Source organism: Thalassotalea fonticola (genome assembly GCF_032911225.1).
In the GTDB taxonomy this organism is placed as follows: domain Bacteria; phylum Pseudomonadota; class Gammaproteobacteria; order Enterobacterales; family Alteromonadaceae; genus Thalassotalea_A; species Thalassotalea_A fonticola.
Genome location: NZ_CP136600.1, coordinates 3,444,404 through 3,464,636 on the forward strand (window position 1 = coordinate 3,444,404; position 20,233 = coordinate 3,464,636).

Annotated in this window: 12 protein-coding genes, 3 tRNA genes and 3 rRNA genes; 14 read left to right on the top strand and 4 right to left on the bottom strand. The window is 40.4% G+C overall.

The window, feature by feature from the left end:
• Positions 1 to 298: 298 nt before the first annotated feature.
• The 5 genes from RI844_RS14075 to rrf all read left to right on the top strand — a co-directional run bounded on the left by RI844_RS14075 (position 299) and on the right by rrf (position 5,874).
• A 16S ribosomal RNA gene (locus RI844_RS14075) occupies positions 299 to 1,841 on the top strand.
• Positions 1,842 to 1,958: 117 nt separating this feature from the next.
• Positions 1,959 to 2,035, top strand: a tRNA-Ile gene (locus tag RI844_RS14080).
• A gap of 133 nt (positions 2,036 to 2,168) precedes the next feature.
• Positions 2,169 to 2,244, top strand: a tRNA-Ala gene (locus RI844_RS14085).
• A 411-nt stretch (positions 2,245 to 2,655) separates the two neighbouring features.
• A 23S ribosomal RNA gene (locus tag RI844_RS14090) occupies positions 2,656 to 5,544 on the top strand.
• 215 nt (positions 5,545 to 5,759) lie between these two features.
• Positions 5,760 to 5,874, top strand: a 5S ribosomal RNA gene (rrf, locus tag RI844_RS14095).
• Together the 16S, 23S and 5S rRNA genes with 2 tRNA genes alongside form the textbook arrangement of a ribosomal RNA operon.
• A gap of 618 nt (positions 5,875 to 6,492) precedes the next feature.
• Here rrf and RI844_RS14100 read toward each other — a convergent pair.
• A complete protein-coding gene (locus RI844_RS14100) occupies positions 6,493 to 7,011 on the bottom strand; it encodes a CBS domain-containing protein (RefSeq protein WP_348395306.1) in 519 nt (172 codons plus the stop codon).
• Between the two features lie 759 nt (positions 7,012 to 7,770).
• Here RI844_RS14100 and yihI point away from each other — a divergent pair.
• The 4 genes from yihI (at position 7,771) to hemN (ending at position 10,691) form a co-directional block, all read left to right on the top strand.
• Positions 7,771 to 8,343 carry a Der GTPase-activating protein YihI gene (gene yihI, locus RI844_RS14105; RefSeq protein WP_348395307.1) on the top strand — a complete coding sequence of 191 codons (573 nt, stop codon included), beginning with the start codon at positions 7,771 to 7,773 and terminating at the stop codon, positions 8,341 to 8,343.
• An 8-nt stretch (positions 8,344 to 8,351) separates the two neighbouring features.
• Positions 8,352 to 8,852, top strand: a complete 501-nt coding sequence (locus tag RI844_RS14110) for a DUF2489 domain-containing protein (RefSeq protein WP_348395308.1) — start codon at positions 8,352 to 8,354, stop codon at positions 8,850 to 8,852.
• A 16-nt stretch (positions 8,853 to 8,868) separates the two neighbouring features.
• Entirely contained in the window at positions 8,869 to 9,180 is a 312-nt protein-coding gene (locus RI844_RS14115) for a TraR/DksA family transcriptional regulator (protein ID WP_348395309.1), read from the top strand.
• A 143-nt stretch (positions 9,181 to 9,323) separates the two neighbouring features.
• A complete protein-coding gene (gene hemN / locus RI844_RS14120; protein WP_348395310.1) occupies positions 9,324 to 10,691 on the top strand; it encodes an oxygen-independent coproporphyrinogen III oxidase in 1,368 nt (455 codons plus the stop codon).
• A gap of 7 nt (positions 10,692 to 10,698) precedes the next feature.
• On the opposite strand, the gene RI844_RS14125 is transcribed toward hemN, so the two are convergent.
• Positions 10,699 to 11,232 (bottom strand): DUF1285 domain-containing protein, encoded by a 534-nt coding sequence (locus RI844_RS14125; protein WP_348395311.1) that lies wholly within the window; start codon positions 11,230 to 11,232, stop codon positions 10,699 to 10,701.
• Between the two features lie 83 nt (positions 11,233 to 11,315).
• Positions 11,316 to 13,133, bottom strand: coding sequence for a diguanylate cyclase (locus RI844_RS14130; RefSeq protein ID WP_348395312.1), 1,818 nt, complete (start codon positions 13,131 to 13,133; stop codon positions 11,316 to 11,318).
• Positions 13,134 to 13,417: 284 nt separating this feature from the next.
• On the opposite strand from RI844_RS14130, the gene RI844_RS14135 reads away from it, so the two are divergent.
• Positions 13,418 to 13,493: transfer RNA gene (locus RI844_RS14135), tRNA-His, on the top strand.
• 238 nt (positions 13,494 to 13,731) lie between these two features.
• Positions 13,732 to 14,997 (top strand): hypothetical protein, encoded by a 1,266-nt coding sequence (locus RI844_RS14140; RefSeq protein ID WP_348395313.1) that lies wholly within the window; start codon positions 13,732 to 13,734, stop codon positions 14,995 to 14,997.
• Between the two features lie 30 nt (positions 14,998 to 15,027).
• Here RI844_RS14140 and RI844_RS14145 read toward each other — a convergent pair whose 3' ends face one another.
• Positions 15,028 to 15,264, bottom strand: coding sequence for a hypothetical protein (locus RI844_RS14145; protein ID WP_348395314.1), 237 nt, complete (start codon positions 15,262 to 15,264; stop codon positions 15,028 to 15,030).
• 111 nt (positions 15,265 to 15,375) lie between these two features.
• Between RI844_RS14145 and RI844_RS14150 the strand changes: the two genes are divergently transcribed.
• The 3 genes from RI844_RS14150 to RI844_RS14160 all read left to right on the top strand — a co-directional run bounded on the left by RI844_RS14150 (position 15,376) and on the right by RI844_RS14160 (position 20,133).
• The gene (locus tag RI844_RS14150; RefSeq protein WP_348395315.1) at positions 15,376 to 15,954 is read left to right on the top strand and encodes an RNA polymerase sigma factor; all 579 of its coding nucleotides are present in this window, start codon (positions 15,376 to 15,378) and stop codon (positions 15,952 to 15,954) included.
• Complete coding sequence (locus RI844_RS14155; RefSeq protein ID WP_348395316.1) at positions 15,955 to 17,013, top strand: FecR family protein; 1,059 nt, start codon at positions 15,955 to 15,957, stop codon at positions 17,011 to 17,013.
• Positions 17,014 to 17,301: 288 nt separating this feature from the next.
• A complete protein-coding gene (locus RI844_RS14160; RefSeq protein ID WP_348398358.1) occupies positions 17,302 to 20,133 on the top strand; it encodes a TonB-dependent receptor in 2,832 nt (943 codons plus the stop codon).
• Positions 20,134 to 20,233 lie beyond the last annotated feature (100 nt).

Sequence of the window (20,233 nt, forward strand, 5' to 3'; positions counted from 1 at the left end):
TAGCCGGCTTGAAGCAAAGAGACTAACGAATGCGATTAGCTCTTCGTTCGAATAGAACGATTCTTTAACAATTAGTTATCATGCAATTTGTGTGGGCACTCACATTAAGATTGATTTACAACATAGATACCTCGGTATCGAAATCACTTAATGATGATGAACACACAAACAAATTAATTTTTCTTTATTTAGCGATGAGGATTAATTAGTACGTTTTAGTATCATTCGCTTCGATTGATACGAAACATTCAGAATTCATTGAGTAGCATCGCTTGTCGATGCATATGTAACAACTTTTTAATTGAAGAGTTTGATCATGGCTCAGATTGAACGCTGGCGGCAGGCTTAACACATGCAAGTCGAGCGGAAACGAGAAGTAGCTTGCTACTTCGGCGTCGAGCGGCGGACGGGTGAGTAATGCTTGGGAATATGCCTTTGAGTGGGGGACAACAGTTGGAAACGACTGCTAATACCGCATAATGTCTACGGACCAAAGGGGGGGATCTTCGGACCTCTCGCTCATAGATTAGCCCAAGTGAGATTAGCTAGTTGGTAAGGTAAAGGCTTACCAAGGCGACGATCTCTAGCTGGTTTGAGAGGATGATCAGCCACACTGGGACTGAGACACGGCCCAGACTCCTACGGGAGGCAGCAGTGGGGAATATTGCACAATGGGGGAAACCCTGATGCAGCCATGCCGCGTGTGTGAAGAAGGCCTTCGGGTTGTAAAGCACTTTCAGTTGTGAGGAAAGGTTAGTAGTTAATAACTGCTAGCTGTGACGTTAGCAACAGAAGAAGCACCGGCTAACTCCGTGCCAGCAGCCGCGGTAATACGGAGGGTGCGAGCGTTAATCGGAATTACTGGGCGTAAAGCGTGCGTAGGCGGTTTGTTAAGCAAGATGTGAAAGCCCAGGGCTCAACCTTGGAACTGCATTTTGAACTGGCAAGCTAGAGTATTGTAGAGGGTGGTGGAATTTCCAGTGTAGCGGTGAAATGCGTAGAGATTGGAAGGAACATCAGTGGCGAAGGCGGCCACCTGGACAAATACTGACGCTGAGGCACGAAAGCGTGGGGAGCAAACAGGATTAGATACCCTGGTAGTCCACGCCGTAAACGATGTCAACTAGCTGTCTGTAGACTTGATCTGTGGGTAGCGCAGCTAACGCGATAAGTTGACCGCCTGGGGAGTACGGCCGCAAGGTTAAAACTCAAATGAATTGACGGGGGCCCGCACAAGCGGTGGAGCATGTGGTTTAATTCGATGCAACGCGAAGAACCTTACCATCCCTTGACATCCAGAGAATTTTCTAGAGATAGATTAGTGCCTTCGGGAACTCTGAGACAGGTGCTGCATGGCTGTCGTCAGCTCGTGTTGTGAAATGTTGGGTTAAGTCCCGCAACGAGCGCAACCCCTATCCTTATTTGCCAGCGAGTAGTGTCGGGAACTCTAAGGAGACTGCCGGTGATAAACCGGAGGAAGGTGGGGACGACGTCAAGTCATCATGGCCCTTACGGGATGGGCTACACACGTGCTACAATGGCAGATACAGAGGGCAGCGAGGCCGCGAGGTGGAGCGAATCCCAGAAAGTCTGTCGTAGTCCGGATCGGAGTCTGCAACTCGACTCCGTGAAGTCGGAATCGCTAGTAATCGTGGATCAGAATGCCACGGTGAATACGTTCCCGGGCCTTGTACACACCGCCCGTCACACCATGGGAGTAGGTTGCAAAAGAAGTAGCTAGTTTAACCTTCGGGAGAACGGTTACCACTTTGTGATTTATGACTGGGGTGAAGTCGTAACAAGGTAACCCTAGGGGAACCTGGGGTTGGATCACCTCCTTACCTTAAGTAGACAACTTAATGAGAGCGCAAGCTCTGCGAGTGTTCACACAAATTGTATGATAACGATTGATGAAGAAGTATAGGTCGTGACTACTTAAGTTGCAGACCCATCATGATAGGTCTGTAGCTCAGCTGGTTAGAGCGCACCCCTGATAAGGGTGAGGTCGGCAGTTCAAGTCTGCCCAGACCTACCAATTAACGTTTTTTCGGCGTTATTTTATAACTCGTTTAGGTGAACTAAACGTCGTCATAAAATGCCTTGGAAAAAGCATTAATTATATTTGAATTAATATGATTAAGAGCGTTGATTACCATGAGTAACATCATGGGGCTATAGCTCAGCTGGGAGAGCGCCTGCCTTGCACGCAGGAGGTCAGCAGTTCGATCCTGCTTAGCTCCACCATTTACTCTTCTTCGATTAAAGAAACCAAATTTAAGACATCAGATTGATGATTTAAATTTGGTTTTTTACCAAAATCCTCACCGAATGCGTGTGTTGATTAACTCTTTAACAATTTGGAAAGCTGATATTAAACCCGGTGATTTGTGTTTATGACCTCCAATCATAAACGTCAGCAAGTCACCACGATAAACAATTTATTGTTTATCACTGAGTTGTTTTATACAACAACTCAACATTATAACTAGCAACTCTTATCGTGTTGTTAGTTGTTCTTACTCAAGGCCTAAACAGCAATGTTTAGGTTTGACATGAAGATGTCAACATTCTTATGAATGCGTGAAAATGTCAGACTTGCAACTTAGTTCGGTTTAGTCACCGAACAGTCTTAAAGGAAACTTTTTGGGGTTGTATGGTTAAGTGACTAAGCGTATGTGGTGGATGCCTTGGCAGTTAGAGGCGATGAAGGACGTGTTAATCTGCGAAAAGCTGTGTTAAGCCGATAAAAGGCGTTATAGGCACAGATGTCCGAATGGGGAAACCCACCCGTCATCAGGCGGGTATCGTAACGTGAATTCATAGCGTTATGAGGCGAACCGGGAGAACTGAAACATCTAAGTACCCCGAGGAAAAGAAATCAACCGAGATTTCGTTAGTAGCGGCGAGCGAACGCGAATCAGCCCTTAAGCTATTTGGGCGTTAGTGGAATGTTCTGGAAAGGACAGCGATACAGGGTGATAGCCCCGTACACAAAAACAACCTAATAGTGAAATCGAGTAGGTCGGGACACGAGAAATCTTGACTGAATATGGGGGGACCATCCTCCAAGGCTAAATACTCCTAACTGACCGATAGTGAACCAGTACCGTGAGGGAAAGGCGAAAAGAACCCCTGTGAGGGGAGTGAAATAGAACCTGAAACCGCATACGTACAAGCAGTGGAAGCCGGATTTAGTCCGGTGCCTGCGTACCTTTTGTATAATGGGTCAGCGACTTATGTTCTGTAGCAAGGTTAACCGAATAGGGGAGCCGTAGCGAAAGCGAGTGTTAACTGCGCGTTTAGTTGCAGGGCATAGACCCGAAACCCGGCGATCTACCCATGGGCAGGTTGAAGGTTGAGTAACATCAACTGGAGGACCGAACACACGTATGTTGAAAAATGCGGTGATGACTTGTGGGTCGGAGTGAAAGGCTAATCAAGCCGGGAGATAGCTGGTTCTCCCCGAAATCTATTTAGGTAGAGCCTCGCACGAACACCATTGGGGGTAGAGCACTGTTAAGGCTAGGGGGTCATCCCGACTTACCAACCCTTTGCAAACTCCGAATACCAATGAGTGATATGCGGGAGACACACTACGGGTGCTAACGTCCGTTGTGGAAAGGGAAACAACCCAGACCGCCAGCTAAGGTCCCAAAGTCATAGTTAAGTGGGAAACGATGTGGAAAGGCATAGACAGCTAGGAGGTTGGCTTAGAAGCAGCCATCCTTTAAAGAAAGCGTAATAGCTCACTAGTCGAGTCGGTCTGCGCGGAAGATGTAACGGGGCTAAACTATGCACCGAAGCTGCGGATTTGAACTTAGGTTCAAGTGGTAGGGGAGCGTTCTGTAAGCCGTTGAAGGTGAATCGTAAGGTTTGCTGGAGGTATCAGAAGTGCGAATGCTGACATGAGTAACGATAAGGGGAGTGAAAAACTCCCCCGCCGAAAGACCAAGGTTTCCTGTCCCATGTTAATCAGGGCAGGGTAAGTCGGCCCCTAAGGCGAGGCGGAAACGCGTAGTCGATGGGAAACAGATTAATATTTCTGTACTTCTATATATTGCGAAGGAGGGACGGAGAAGGCTAAGCAAGCATGGCGCTGGTTGTCCATGTGAAAGTATGTAGGTTGTGAGTTTAGGTAAATCCGGATTCACTGAGACTGAGATACGAGACGAGACTCTACGGAGTTGAAGTTGTTGATGCCATACTTCCAGGAAAAGCTTCTAAGCTTCAGATATATAGGAACCGTACCCCAAACCGACACAGGTGGTTAGGTAGAGAATACTAAGGCGCTTGAGAGAACTCGGGTGAAGGAACTAGGCAAAATAGTACCGTAACTTCGGGAGAAGGTACGCTCTCTAGTGTGAAGCCCTTGCGGCGTAAGCACAGGAGAGTCGAAGTAACCAGGTGGCTGGAACTGTTTATTAAAAACACAGCACTGTGCAAAATCGAAAGATGACGTATACGGTGTGACGCCTGCCCGGTGCCGGAAGGTTAATTGATTGGGTTAGCTCTGCGAAGCTCATGATCGAAGCCCCGGTAAACGGCGGCCGTAACTATAACGGTCCTAAGGTAGCGAAATTCCTTGTCGGGTAAGTTCCGACCTGCACGAATGGCGTAATCATGGCCACACTGTCTCCACCCGAGACTCAGTGAAATTGAATTTGCGGTTAAGATGCCGTATACCCGCGGCTAGACGGAAAGACCCCGTGAACCTTTACTATAGCTTGACAGTGAACATTGCTCCTACATGTGTAGGATAGGTGGGAGGCATTGAAACCGCGTCGCTAGATGTGGTGGAGCCAATCTTGAAATACCACCCTTGTATGCGTGATGTTCTAACCTAGGGCCCTTATCGGGCTTGGGGACACTGTCTGGTGGGTAGTTTGACTGGGGCGGTCTCCTCCCAAAGAGTAACGGAGGAGCACGAAGGTTAGCTAAGTACGGTCGGACATCGTACGGTTAGTGCAATGGCATAAGCTAGCTTAACTGCGAGACAGACACGTCGAGCAGGTACGAAAGTAGGTCATAGTGATCCGGTGGTTCTGTATGGAAGGGCCATCGCTCAACGGATAAAAGGTACTCCGGGGATAACAGGCTGATACCGCCCAAGAGTTCATATCGACGGCGGTGTTTGGCACCTCGATGTCGGCTCATCACATCCTGGGGCTGAAGTCGGTCCCAAGGGTATGGCTGTTCGCCATTTAAAGTGGTACGCGAGCTGGGTTTAGAACGTCGTGAGACAGTTCGGTCCCTATCTGCCGTGGGCGTTTGAGAATTGAAGAGGGCTGCTCCTAGTACGAGAGGACCGGAGTGGACGAACCTCTGGTGTTCGGGTTGTCACGCCAGTGGCATTGCCCGGTAGCTATGTTCGGAACTGATAACCGCTGAAAGCATCTAAGCGGGAAGCAGGCTTTGAGATGAGTTCTCACTGGGACTTTAAGTCCCCTAAAGGGTCGTTGGAGACTACAACGTTGATAGGTCAGGTGTGTAAGTGCTGTGAGGCATTGAGCTAACTGATACTAATTGCCCGTGAGGCTTAACCATACAACACCCAAGCAGTTTTGTTTGAGGCTGTATGGTCTGACAAAGAAATGTGGAAACACATCACGCATTAAAGAATAGAGTAAGTACGGTTTAATATTGTTTTTTCCAAATTAGTTAGAAGACTGATGCTCGGTAAGTGTCAGTAGGGCCTGAAATGAATTCAGGATAAAAAACTTCTAGCAAGCAAAAGAGCTTCTTTTGCGAAACGTTTTTTGTCTGGCGACAATAGCACTGTGGAACCACCTGATCCCATGCCGAACTCAGAAGTGAAACGCAGTTGCGCCGATGGTAGTGTGGGAGTTCCCATGTGAGAGTAGGTCATCGCCAGGCTTCCAATTCAAGAAAGCCCCTAGCTAACGCTAGGGGCTTTTTTACTTTTCAGCCTAGCTCCTAATTGAAAATGAAAAGGGCATCCGCAGGGTGCCCTTTTTGTTTGTCCGGAATAAAGTCAACTCTGCATACACTATCTAGTATGTACGGATGCCGTTTCCATTTTAAGAAGAGCACGTGATACCAATCACGCGTTCACAACTCTCAAACATCCCTGTTTTCGTTGCATATAGTATTTCCTATACAAAACACGATCCCGAAGGGGAGTCCCTGCTCACAACAAGTTGCTCCCGAAAATGAAATACGAAACATGTTTCGTCAAAAGCGTTTCATTTCCCCCATGTGAGAGTAGGTCACGAAAATATGCACCCTGCATTTTCGATATTCACCACATCCATGTGGCTTATCGCCAGACTTCCAATTCAAGAAAGCCCCTAGCTAACGTTAGGGGCTTTTTTATGTTTGGAAATCTTTGTTCGACCTCGATAACTGCTCCTGCGTTATTCTACCTACGCCCATCCATGGGCTAGTCCCCAGGGATGACGTGGTTTAAGTTGAGAAACTCTGTGTATGCTCAAATCCCTTTTTTTGTGTACTGTGCTTTGATAGCTTATGATTTCATTGCGAGGATAACTTCTTTAATATATCCATAGCGGTTACAACACCTACTAAACAATTATTTTCGGTAATGAATATGCGGTGAATGTCGTGCTTGGTGATCATCGAACAAGTGTCACTCACTGAGCTGGAACTGTCTAACGATAAAACTTCGTGGGTCATAATGGAATTAACCGTGCAATATTCGTTAGCTTTATCCTGTAGACGACTGACTTCTGCATCACTTAATTCACCGCCATATGGTCCACAATAAAATTTCGCTAACCTTTGCATTTCAACTTCTGTAGGCGTTCGGCTTTCGAACCTAATTACATCAGACTGGGTAACAACCCCTACCAATTCATCATCTGCGGCAATTACCGGGGCCCCAGAAATTCTATGTTTTACAAAAAAACTGGCCAGACGTTTAACTGACCAACCTTCATAAACAGTTAATACATTTTTAGAAATGATATCAGTAAGAGAAAAGTTACTAAGTTCTGATAAAGCAGTTGAGTTTGATAATGCCTGTGATCCCATATTCTACCTCGGATGATGTATGTTTAAATCCACCTAAATTAGTATGGCATACATATTCCAAATTTCTATTTAGTAAAGTAAACATCGATTTATTTTAATAGACTCGGCATAAGCAACTAAACAAGTAAAATTGCTTAACAGTCGCTTAATACATACCTATTAATGAGCTGATTTTGTTGTGCGACATTGACCATACCTTGTATAGACATTAGCGGAAACAGTTATTGATTAAATTAATAAAGTCAATAATAACAAGTGCTTATGGTGATTGTTTGTTTAATGACCAGTTACGACCTTTGTAACAGATTGTAATAAAGTGATGAAGGTTTAAACTTTATAACAGTTACAGGATGTAGCTTATTAGAAATCAAGAAGTGGAAATTTGGTAGGGATGCTATAAGGACAGACTTAATGGATTATTAAGTTAATCAGGAAGATTATTTATCAATGGATGACTTACCCCTCGGGGTTTATGGATAGCAACTAAGGTGTCAGGATGACCGAAAATAAAAAACAATGTATGGAAACGATTAAAATATAGGGACAGTATTTCAAGGATAGGTTCGGGGCTGGATTAACCAGAACAATGACAAAAGTATTTGTCGAAGAGCGATAGTTATTTAACTATCGTTTTTTTTGTCTTTCAAAAAGTAATTAGTATAAGACTAAGGATAAATTGTCAGTTTATTGAACAAAAACTAACAGTTTTAGCGAGAGATCGCGTAAAATAGACATAATTACTATTTATTTAAGATTATTATGAGCAGAACCAAAAAATCTCGCAAGCCAGGCCGCATGAGAACAATAAGCGAGCCAAAAAAGACCGTTATCGAAGAGAAAGAGCCTCGAGCTCGTAAAACATCAGGCAATAAAGCAGGTACCCGTCAGCAAGTTGCTTTTGTAAAGGAAAGTCCTGTAGATAATGTAAAAGATAAAGATCCCCGCATTGGTAGCAAGAAGCCAATAGATCTTGGTGTTGCCGCTACTCCTGTTAAACAAGCTAAACCGAAAGCTAAAGTTCTACAGCAACCGATTGCTGCGATTAAAGATGTTGAAGTAGACAACACTGAAATTGAGCTTCTAGAAAAAGAATTATTTGCCATAGAAGATAATGAAGAATTACAAATCCTAGCCGCTCGTGCAGAAGCTGGTGAAGAGTTAACAGAAACTGAAGCTCAACAACTCTCTGATAGCTTTGATCGTTACGAAGAGCTATTAGCTGCTTTAGGCATTGAAACAGAAGATGACGATGAAGAGTATGATGACGAAGATTCGGACGATCAACTTTGGGATAAATTGGACGAATCTGATTTTTCAGAATTTAAAGAGTAATTTTTATTGTGTCTTTTAGTATCATTTTACTTATTATTTTTGCTTCATTATTTCTTTTTGCTTTAGCGAGTTATGCTGCGTTTTTAATGTTTAAATTACGCAACCAAACAATAAATATGAAGCTTATTGAAGAAGAACATAAGCACCAACAAATCGTTCGTGATTTGAAAGCTGTTGACTCTATAGTACTGATAACCAAAGCAATTAATGAAAAACAATGTGATATATCTGAAGGCTGTTGGCGCCTATCTGTATTAATGGAATCATTGCCTCAACATAGTGAAGAGTTAAACATTAAATTTCCTGCTATATTTAAGTTATACAGCGAAATAAGTCATATGCCGATCCTTGAAGCACGCAAACAACTATCAAAGAAAGATAGGTTAGCGCTAGATCTAGAGCGTATGGGGATTGAACAAGAATTAGAGTCTGCTGTATATTCGGATGTAGCAGATTTACTACCCTTTGTTAAATCACTGCAAAAAGAGCTTAACCAACAAAAAAAATAGCAAGCGAGGCTGAATTATGTCAGAACAGCTAAAATCAGATTTTACCCAACGTATAATTGCTTTACAGGAACGTGTTAATTCAATTCATGGTGACTTTGCCGATGGTAGAGACGCGGACTGGGCTGAGCAAGCCTGCGAACGTGAAAATGATGAAGTACTCAATGCACTCGAATCTGAAGCTAAAATTGAAATACAGCAACTTTCCAATGCCATTACTCGTATAGAAGATGGCTCTTATGGTATATGCGCAGAATGTGGTGATGATATTGCAATCGGTCGATTAAAAGTCCAACCGTCAGCTACAAAGTGTATTCAATGCGCCGAATAGGGCGCAATAACAATAAACCCTATACTTCCTTAGGCTAAAATAAACTCAATTGTTAACCAAGTGCTAAAACATTGCGCTTGATCAATACGCATTATTATAATCTTTTTATACTAATCACGATTAGTATAAAAAGGTTTTTGTAAATGACGTCTCAAATGTTTTCTCCGGAATTATTAGCCAAATATAATGTAAGTGGGCCACGCTATACATCGTATCCAACTGCTTTAGAATTTAACGAGCAGTTTACCGATGTAGATTTAATTGCAGCGGTAAATAATTCAACAACAAAAGATTTGTCTTTATATATCCACATTCCTTTTTGCCATAGTCTTTGCTATTACTGTGGATGTAATAAGATTGTCACTCGTCATCGTGGTAAAGCCGATGAATATCTCGACTATTTATTTAAAGAAATAGACTCTCGAGCACAATTATTTCAAGACCACCAGGTAAAGCAATTACATTGGGGTGGTGGAACACCAACGTTCTTAACAAAAGAACAAATTAGCCGACTGGTAAACAAGCTTAAAGCAGTATTTAATTTTTCAGATTCAGCTGAATTAAGTATTGAAGTTGATCCAAGAGAAATCGAATTAGACTTAGTAGACCATTTATATGCTGAAGGCTTTAATCGCTTAAGTATTGGCGTACAAGATGTTGATACTAAGGTTCAAAAAGCAATAAACAGAGAGCAGAGTACAGAGTTTGTTACGGATTTAATTCATCATGCAAAAGCGGTTGGTTTTAATTCGGTAAATATCGATTTAATTTATGGCCTACCGCATCAATCACCTGAAACTTTCGCCAATACTATTGCGGCAGTAAAAGTAATGGATCCGGATAGGATTTCTCTTTTTAGTTATGCGCATATGCCTAGTCGTTTTGCCGCGCAGCGCAAAATAAGAGACGAATGGATGCCTAATGCAGACCAAAAATTTGCCATTATGCAGTACGCGATAGAATCACTAATTGACTTAGGTTATGACTTCATCGGAATGGATCATTTTGCTAAGCCTACGGATGAATTATCTATTGCCCAAAAAGCCGGAAAATTACACCGTAATTTCCAAGGATACACAACACTAGGTGACTGCGATTTACTCGCCATGGGCGTATCTTCTATTAGCGCTATTGGCCAAAGCTTTAGCCAAAACAGCAAAACCCTAAAAGAATATTATCAAGCGGTGGACGAGAAAGGCCATGCGCTAGAAAAAGGCATTGTGACTACAAAAGACGACGTGATCAGAGCTACAGTAATTAAAGAGCTAATGTGTAATTTTAGTTTGTCTAAAACACTAATTGAACAGCAATATGATATTAACTTTAATGAGTATTTCGCTGAAGACTTACACAGCTTACAGACTTTTATTAATGATGACTTATTAACTAACAATATTGATGAAATTATAGTTGCCGAGAAAGGGCGATTGTTAATTCGCAATATTTGTATGTCGTTTGATGCGTATTTAAAATCAAAAATCCATCAACAACGATTTTCTCGGGTAATTTAATCAGCGATTATATCTTACCTAGTATGTGATTAAGACCAGCACTGTTTATAACCAGATGCTGGTTTTTTTTGTCTTCCATTATTTCAGCTTGTTCAGCCCATTGATAAAATACATTGCGGTGAATCGACGCATATAGGTTTCGTCTTACTCGAACTTTTAATTCTCCATTATTACTAATTTCTAACTTATGCTCTTCATCAAGCAAGAGCATGTCTCCTAAGTTAGTGGTTAATTCAATTGTTGACGGAGTTACATCATCTAACCAATGCCAATGAGTAATCACAAAGGGCTCTTTGGTTACAGTGATCTTAATTTTTTCAACTGGAGTTACTAAAAAATAGTCATTCTCTTCCTTTTTCAAAACAGTAGAAAAGAGCCTAACCAAACGCTCCCGATTAATAACAGTACCCATATAGAACCAACTACCATCGGCTTTAATTTCCATAGGCATCTCACCACAATATGGTGGATCCCATAGTTCTACGGGGGGGAGTTTACCTTCAAGATCAGTTAATTGTTTACTAATATGTTCTAGAGACATGTAAGGTTTCTTTCGTTAGTGATTAGACAGCTATAAGTATAGCTGTTGGCGGCACAAGGTGTGTTACCGAGAATAATAAGACGTTAAGCGGCATAATTCGTAACTTTATTTTTACCTCCGGCTTTTGATAGATACATGGCTTCATCGGCTTTTTTAATAACTTCTTCTAAAGTGTCGCCTTCTTCGACTTGCGCTAGCCCTAGACTCACGGTTGTAGAAAATTCTGTACCATCGAAGGTAATGATGCATTCTTCAATCGCTTTTCTTATTCGTTCGGCTAAGTTATAGGCATCGCCTAAAGAGTTATTATGACAACCAATCATAAATTCTTCTCCACCAATTCGGCCACAAAAATCACTCGCTCGAATAATACTTCGCGTTAAATCGCCAACTTCTTTCAGAGTTTGATCGCCTGCAGGGTGGCCATATTGGTCATTAATCAGCTTAAAGTTGTCTATATCAAAGGCAATAAAAGCCAAAGGCTTTTCTTGGCGATTAGCCTGAGCGATAGCCATTTTGGCTAAATTCATAAATGCTCGGCGATTCGGTAGACTAGTTAACATATCTGTTCTGGCTTCAAACTCAGCCTGTTCTTTAGCCGCCTTAAGCATTTGGTTTTGTTGTTTAACTTGTTCTTGTAATGCATAAGCTTTTTCATAAGCATTACTTACCGTATCTAAATCCTCGGTTGAGCCATAGTTATAGTGAGCAATGGCTTTACCGTACATTGCCCAAATTAAACAAATAAGTTGCGCTAACATGCCTATTGTGGGTAAAAAGACTAAACCATAAGAAGGCGATACCCAACCCCAAGCTTGTAAGTTGGTGCTTAGTAAAATCATAAAAAACAAAGTCTTAGCCAACACCATAGTAGTGATTTTCTTTTCACCTAAACTACCACAATAAACCGCGGCAATAATTGCTGCAGGGAAAGTGAAAATTGCAAGTTGTTGAATTTTCATCGCCAATTCGTGAAAACCAATAATTGCTACAGGTAAAGCAATCAACACAAGTGTTAATGTTAAATGCATTACTTTGTCGGCCTTTATAGAATGATAAGATGCATTGCTATAAACGCGCATAAATTGTATCCCGGCAGCCATCATTATGATCATAGATATGGTTCCGAGAGGGTGATAGCCAAGATTTGGCACATACAAATTTAAAATACCTGTGGTTAACCCGAGTACAGGCAAGGAGCTTATAGCAAATAAGCTATACCACATAAAAAACTTTTCTTTTAAAAAGTTAAATAAAGCAAGACTAATAAATGCTGAAATAATAATAAAGCTTACTACTATTGTAAAAATCACGTGCTCAACATTAGACGCTTTAACAATTGCTTTGGTCGACCATATTCGAAATTCAGCAAATCTAGGAGTGGCAACATCACTGAATGTTTCTAACAATACCTCGACACTCTCATGTGGTTTTAACTCGAGCGGAAGTGCAACTCGCGGAAATGCAATTGAACGGTCAGCGGCACTTTCAAACAGGCTGTTTTTTGTAGAACTGAAATTTTCCTCACTATCTAGCGTGCGTTGATATAGCACTACGGTGGAAGGTTGGTGGTATGGATATTCTATATGAATGACTACTACAGAATCACTACCATTTGTTATGATGAATTTATTCCAAACAGAACCAGCAATGTTACCTAGCCAGGACTCTTCTGCACTACTTTCTTTAAAGTAATTTACTTTTTGCCATACTTGCTCAGCAGTTAAGCTGGATTGTTCATCAAGTAAATACTGAACAGGACCTTTAATTGAAGTACCATTTTCATTACCATGAACCAATAATACCGTTCGCTCTTCTGCACTAAAGCTAGGCAATGAAGAAAGGCAAATAAATACCAGAAGTACTGATCTTAGAAGGTAATTGAAAAATTTATTATTCAAGTAAGTATACTTCCATTAAGGCAAAATCAATTTGCTGTTATTGCATATTCTTCAAAAGAAAAATACGCAATACGTCCATGTTCTGATTTTTATTATTTGTATTGTTTTTATTTAATCTAGCAGACTTTTATCATAATTGTAAACGAAGGGTTAATTTGCCAAGCTTTCATTTCAATGTAAGGGTAAAAATATATTAAAAATGCTTGCAAAAAATCCGCCATCTAATATACAATCCGCGCACTGTTTCAAACCCTGATGCAGTTCATACGCGCAACACCTCAGTGGTGGCTATAGCTCAGTTGGTAGAGCCCCGGATTGTGATTCCGGTTGTCGTGGGTTCAAATCCCATTAGCCACCCCATTTTTCTTTTCTAGTTTCAAATTCAACATAAAAAATTATAGCAGTAACAGAATCACCAGTAATTCCATTCTTAATTACCGTGATGTTCAAATCCCATTAGCCACATTGCTTTCCACTAAATTAAAAAAATAACAAATGCTTTGATCTAGATCAATAAAGCCTGTGATGTATTCTAGGAATTACATATATCTTTTGCTATACCTAAGGACGACTTCCATAGTGAATTGACTACCAAATTATGAACTATTTAAGCAAAGATGTACTAACTAATAAATGCAACCATCCTGCAATAGTACTTCCTGGTGCGGCAACTGGTTTGGCAACGATTAGAGGTCTAGCAGAGGGACATCTAAAGGTATACGCAATTCTTTTTGAACACAGAGATGCTATTCAATATTCCAAATACAGCCAAACGGTAAAATTTAAAAATAGTATGCAGAATGAAAAACAGTTTATGGCTGAGTTATTGGCGTTTGTATCTTCGCTCGCTACCAAAGCCGTTATTTTTCCATCAAAAGATTCTCAAGCACTATTTTTGGCTAGACACAAGCAGGCATTATCGCCATTCTTAATAATGCCGAACACCTCCTATGAACAGTTACGAGATATAATCTGTAAAGATAGGTTGCATGGTAAAGCTCCTGCTAATGTCAATTTAATACCGTCAATCATTTCTCCCTCGGCTGCCGAATTAAAATCATGGTGTGCCGAAAATCCGGGTCCCTATTTTTTAAAACCGTTTTACCAAGGTATTGCATGTTGCCATTTTTCGGATAAGAATATTCAGTTTCCAGACAGTAATAGTTTAATCAGTTATGCCAAGCAAAATGGTTTGAATGGGGTTATTGTCCAGAGATTTCTAAAGGGGGGAGATGGATATATATTCGACTGTTACGGGCTTTGTAATTTTGATGGGGAAGTTGTCGTGCGGGCCACTCATCGCAGGTTTAGGCAATTACAACCAGACACCGGCACAACAACTTACGGAGAAATTCCTGCTAATCTATCTGTTGAAGATGAAAATGCCATTTTAGACGCGACTAAAGAACTGCTAGATACGTTACATTATCATGGCATATTTGGTATAGAATGGTTACAGGATAAAAACACTGGCAAATTTTATTTAATCGATTTTAATGCAAGGCCATTTAGTTCCATAGGCCATTTAACCAGTTGTGGCTTAAACCTCCCTTTGTTGTCTTACCAAGAACTTATTGGTGAAAACTTATCTTCAATACCTGAAATCCCTAAATTAAAACACAAATATTGGATGAGCTTTACCCGTGATTTGGATTCTTTTTTAACAAAAAGGACCCAAAAAGAGATCCATTTAGTGGCTTGGTTAACATCAATTTTAAAGTGTCGGAGCTTCGCCTATTGGGATTTTAGAGATCCATTGCCAGCATTATTCCAATTCGCTTTATTATTAAAACGCTTGACAAAAAAAATAATAAAAACAATTAGATGGAGGAGGTTGTCAGTAATTTCAGCTGAGAAAAAATAATTTTCAAGCTTGTTACCCAAAACGTGAAAACTATTCGTATTGTTTAATTTTCAGATCTGAACAGTCTGTAGCGCTGATGACATGTAAGACGATACCAACCATAAAGAAGAATGTAGCCACGCCAATATTTGCTGTATATACCTCAGTTACTTCGCCAGAATTAATCGCTAATAACACTCCTGTGATGGCATAAGATTCACCCTGATAAATGGATAGACTGAAATCGTTGAATAAAGTGACTTTTGATTCCGGTTGTCGTGAGTACAAACCCCATTAGCCATGCCCCTCACTATTTATGTTTTATATGAAAATTAGACTTTAGCATCAATTAGTGATTAATATGGCTATTAAAATATCTAATAATAAGCACATTTTTTAATGGATAAAGAAGTGAAGCTCTCCGATATATTTATGGGTTATCGCGGTAAAATTCGACAAATTATCAGTCGTATTGTTAAGCGTGATGATATTGATGATTTAATCCAAGAAACCTTTTTACGCACTTATCAGGCAGATCTTAAGAAAGAAATAAAATATGTACGCAGTTACATGTTAACTACTGCCAAGAACCTAGCTCTTAATCACATCGCAAAATGGGACAATAAATTTAATGATTCATTAGAGGATTTTACTGAGTCACCTGTCGAATTAAAGAGCTGCTCTTTTGAAGAAAATTTTGAAAGTAAAGAAAGGTTTCTATTTTTTTGTCGCGCCATTGAGCAATTGCCTAATTCGGTACGTAAGTGTTTTGTTCTGAAAAAAGTTTATGGTTTTAGCCAAAAGGAAATAGCCCAATATTTGCAGTTGAGTGAGAGCACCGTTGAAAAGCATATAGCGAAAGGTTTATTAAAAAGTGTACAAATTATGGAACAAATGGAGCATGTTCGTGGTCGAAACCCTGTGGAAAAGGATTCATACATATCCAGCAAAGGCAAAAAGAAAAGAGTTATCAAGTAAATGAGCAATGTTAGTCAGTTTTACAGTAAAGAGCATATACAAGAACAAGCCTGCTTGTGGATAAGTCGTATCGATCGTGGTTTATCATCTGCAGAAAAACTAGCGCTAGTTAATTGGTGTCAGGAAAATAACAAACACTATAATACATTACTTGCAATGGCTTCTTTTTGGGATAAATTAACGGTACTCAATGAACTGAGCAGATTGTTTCCAATAGAAAGCAGCCAGCCAAAAGCAAGAAAATTAATAGCTATAACAATGGCCGCAAGCATTGTGTTGTTCTCATTGATAAGTGTTAATACCTTGTTGGATGAATCATTTATACCCTTCTTACCATCGTACAATGAGCACAAGTTAACTCAAGTACAAACCTTTTCTACCCAAGTAGGCGAACAAGCAAGTTTTACTTTATCTGATGGTAGTCACATTCAATTAAATACCAATACTGCAGTTGCAATCAATTACAGCACTAAGCAAAGACAGCTAACTTTATTACAAGGCGAGGCGCAGTTTGACGTCATTAAGGATACCCGTAGGCCATTTACGGTTGTTGCCGGGGAAAAATCTTTTACAGCTTTAGGAACTATTTTTAACATAAAAAAAAATGACGATCAGGGTTTAGAGTTAGTTGTCACAGAGGGTAGAGTATTTATTGCTAAAGCTAATGAAAGAATTGAAATGATTAGACAGTCGTTTGACCACCCCCAAGCTAACTTGCTACCAGGTATATTAGTTAATTCAGGTGAAAAAGCGACAATTGCAAACCATGTTGATGCACCTGTACAGGACGTTTCTTTAATCCAGATGCAACGTGATTTAGCGTGGCAACAAGGGATGCTTATTTTTGAAGGAGAGCCATTAACTGCTGCTTTAGCCGATATCAGTCGATATACAAAAATTAACTTTGAAATTATTGATCCGCAAATAGCTAATTTTAAAGTTGCTGGTTACTTTAGAGCTGATGATATTGATGGTTTGATAGCTTCACTAGAAATTAACCTCAATATTGTTTCTAGCAAAGCGCCGAACAATACCATTTTACTCTCGTTAGCGAATTAATCCCTTTCTAAAAAATTAATAAACTTTGATAGTTAACATGTATTTTTTAACTATCCTTTTTTATTCCCACAAAACATAGCACTGCAGATTTGTATAATGCCACCCTGATTTATGGTGGTATTTTGTTGATATTTATAGGAAACTAAAAAAAACATAAAAAAATATAGAGGAAATTTCCTGCTGGCCTGTTTATTAATATTGCACAGTTGGCGAAAAGTTTTTCGTCTGTTTCATGTTACGACAAAGCTAAGACTTAAACCTTATATCATCGCGTCAGCCTTGATCACTATGATGTCGCCGATGGCTTTTGCCGATGATCTGATTCGCTTTGATATTGATAAACAACGAGCTGATAAAGCCATAATTGCATTTGCCACAAAAACAGATCAAACCGTTATTTTTTCGTTTGATTTGGCAAAGAAACATCAAGCCAATGCATTAAAAGGTTATTATTCGGTCACATCTGGCCTAGAAAAACTGTTAAACGGTTCGGGTTTAATCGCTGTTGTTAATAACTCTGGTCAACTGAGCATTCAAGTTGATACTAATAATGAGAGAATAACAACAATGAAAAATAAAACTATGAAAGCGGCTTTAGTACCTATTGTAATTGGTGCTGCAAGTCAAACAGCGTTAGCCCAGGAACCTGCCCAAGAACAAGAAATTGAACAAATATCTATTATCGGTAGTCGCGTATCTAGCCGCTCTGCCGATGAATTGCCTGTTCCTGTCGATATATTGTCAGCAGAGGCACTAGCCAATACTGGTCAAACGGAAGTGGGTAGAATGTTGCAAGCAATTGCACCTTCATTTAACTTTTCGAGCTCATCAATCAGTGATGGTACCGATGCATTACGCCCGGCAACATTACGCGGCTTAGGCCCGGATCAAACACTAGTGTTAATCAATGGTAAGCGACGACACCAAGCGAGTTTAATCCACATAAACACCTCTGTGGGTCGTGGTACCGCCGGGACCGATATGAATGCAATACCTGCATCTTCAATTAAGCGTATTGAAGTTTTACGTGATGGCGCGGCTGCACAGTATGGCTCTGATGCCATTGCCGGGGTAATTAATATTGTTCTTAACGATGCCAGTGAAGGCGGAAAGGTCGCCGTCTCTTATGGAGAGTATTCTGAAGGTGATGGTGAAACCACAAACGTAGATATTTCCAAAGGGTTTTCGCTAGGTGAAAACGGTTACTTAAACGCTACTTTAAACTTCCGTGATCGTGGTGTAACTAATCGAGCCGGCTTACATGGTTCGTGTCAATTCTCAGGTTGTACTGAGCTTGCCAATGGCGACATGTTATTAGGAGACCCTAGAGAAGCAACTGCCCCTAGAACCACATTTCGTATTGGTGATGCAGATTCACAGCAGGTCGGTTTGGCCATTAATACTGGTTATCAGCTAGGCGAAGGCGAACTTTATGGTTTTATTACCTACTCTAAGCGTGATAATCAATCGGCTGCTTTCTTCCGTCATAATGCCAACGCTGGTGGTAATGCACAGTTGCAAGACGGTGATGCAACAATCCCAGCAGGCTTCTTACCTAAAATCAATTCAGATATTAAAGATGTTTCATACAACTTTGGCTATCAAGTCGATTTTAGCAATGATGCGAGTTTAGATTTTTCATACACTTACGGTCAAAATAATATTGACTACACTACTAGTGATACTATCAACTCATCATTTGCCAACTCTTTACAATACACTACATCAATGAGTGCCAATGACATTCGTAATTCAGTTCCTCGTGAAGCCTTTGCCTACGGTTTAGAATTGACTTTGCAAACCCTAAACCTTGATTATACGAAAGAATTTGATTTGTTTTCATTGGCTATGGGCGCTGAAATTCGTACTGATGAATATCGAGTTACTCCTGGTGATGAATACTCTTATCGCGATTACGATACTGAAAATGGCAATAGTTTATTTGCAACCGATACAAGCGCAGGTAGTCAAGGTTTTGGTGGTATTGGACCAGTTTCTGAAGTAGATGAAACTCGAGATGTAATATCTTTTTATGTTGATGCTGAAACAGAAATTACTGAAGATTTAATTATCAGTGGTGCAATTCGTTATGATGATTATGACGGTTTTGGTGATAGTAGCAATTTCAAATTAGCAGCAAACTGGTCGATAACAGAAGATATTGCTATTCGTGGCGCTACCAGTACTGGTTTTAGAGCTCCGTCAATGCAGCAACTCTACTTCAATAACATCAGCACCCAGTTTATTACCAACCCGGATGATCCGGCAGGTGATCAAATTGCTGTGCAAGTTGGTACGTTCCGCAATGACAGTGTTTTAGCACAAGCCATTGGTATTCCGGAACTGAAAGAAGAAGAAGCGACAAACTTTAGTTTCGGTACCGTGATTCAAGTTGCTGATAATATTAACTTAACTGTTGATTGGTATTCTATTGATATCGATGACCGTATTGTTATTAGTAATAAACTTGGTTCGGGGTTATCGCCAGCCTTGGATGCCGCATTAATAGCATCTGGCGCCGGTGCTGGTCAGTTCTTCTTAAATGGAGCTGATACAGAAACAAGCGGCGTTGACATTATTGCAACCTGGAATACCGCAGTGTTGGGTGGTGATTTAGACTTAACTTTTGCCGCTAACTTTACTGAAACAGAAGTTGTTAATATTTTCACACCAAAAGACAGTGGTTTAGGTGATATTCCACCGGAAGATATTTTTTCTGAGCAGGACATATCCATTATTGAAGAATGGCAACCGGAAGATCGAATTAGCTTAAGCGGCTTATATAAGCTGGGTGATTTTACCATTAATTTAGCGTTGAATCGTTATGGTGAATATACAATCACCGATGGTGACAGCCAAACTTATGGAGCAGAAGTGTTAACTGATTTACGAGTTAATTATCAACTAACAGAATACTTATCATTTAATCTTGGTGGTAATAACATATTTGATGTTTACCCAGACAAAAATGAAATTGGCAACTCACGTACTGGCACCATAGTTGATGGTAGTGGCAATGTTATTGTTAGTAGCCCTGGAGTATTTACTTACTCTCGTCGTTCTGCACCGTTTGGGTTTAACGGAGCTTTTTACTACGCAGGCGCAGAGTATAAATTTTAGTCACATAGTTTGACCTAAGTATAGGGTTGTTGAACTTTCAAGCATTTATGAGTTAAGTTAATGCTTATTTATAGCGGAAGTTCAACAGCCCTTCTATATT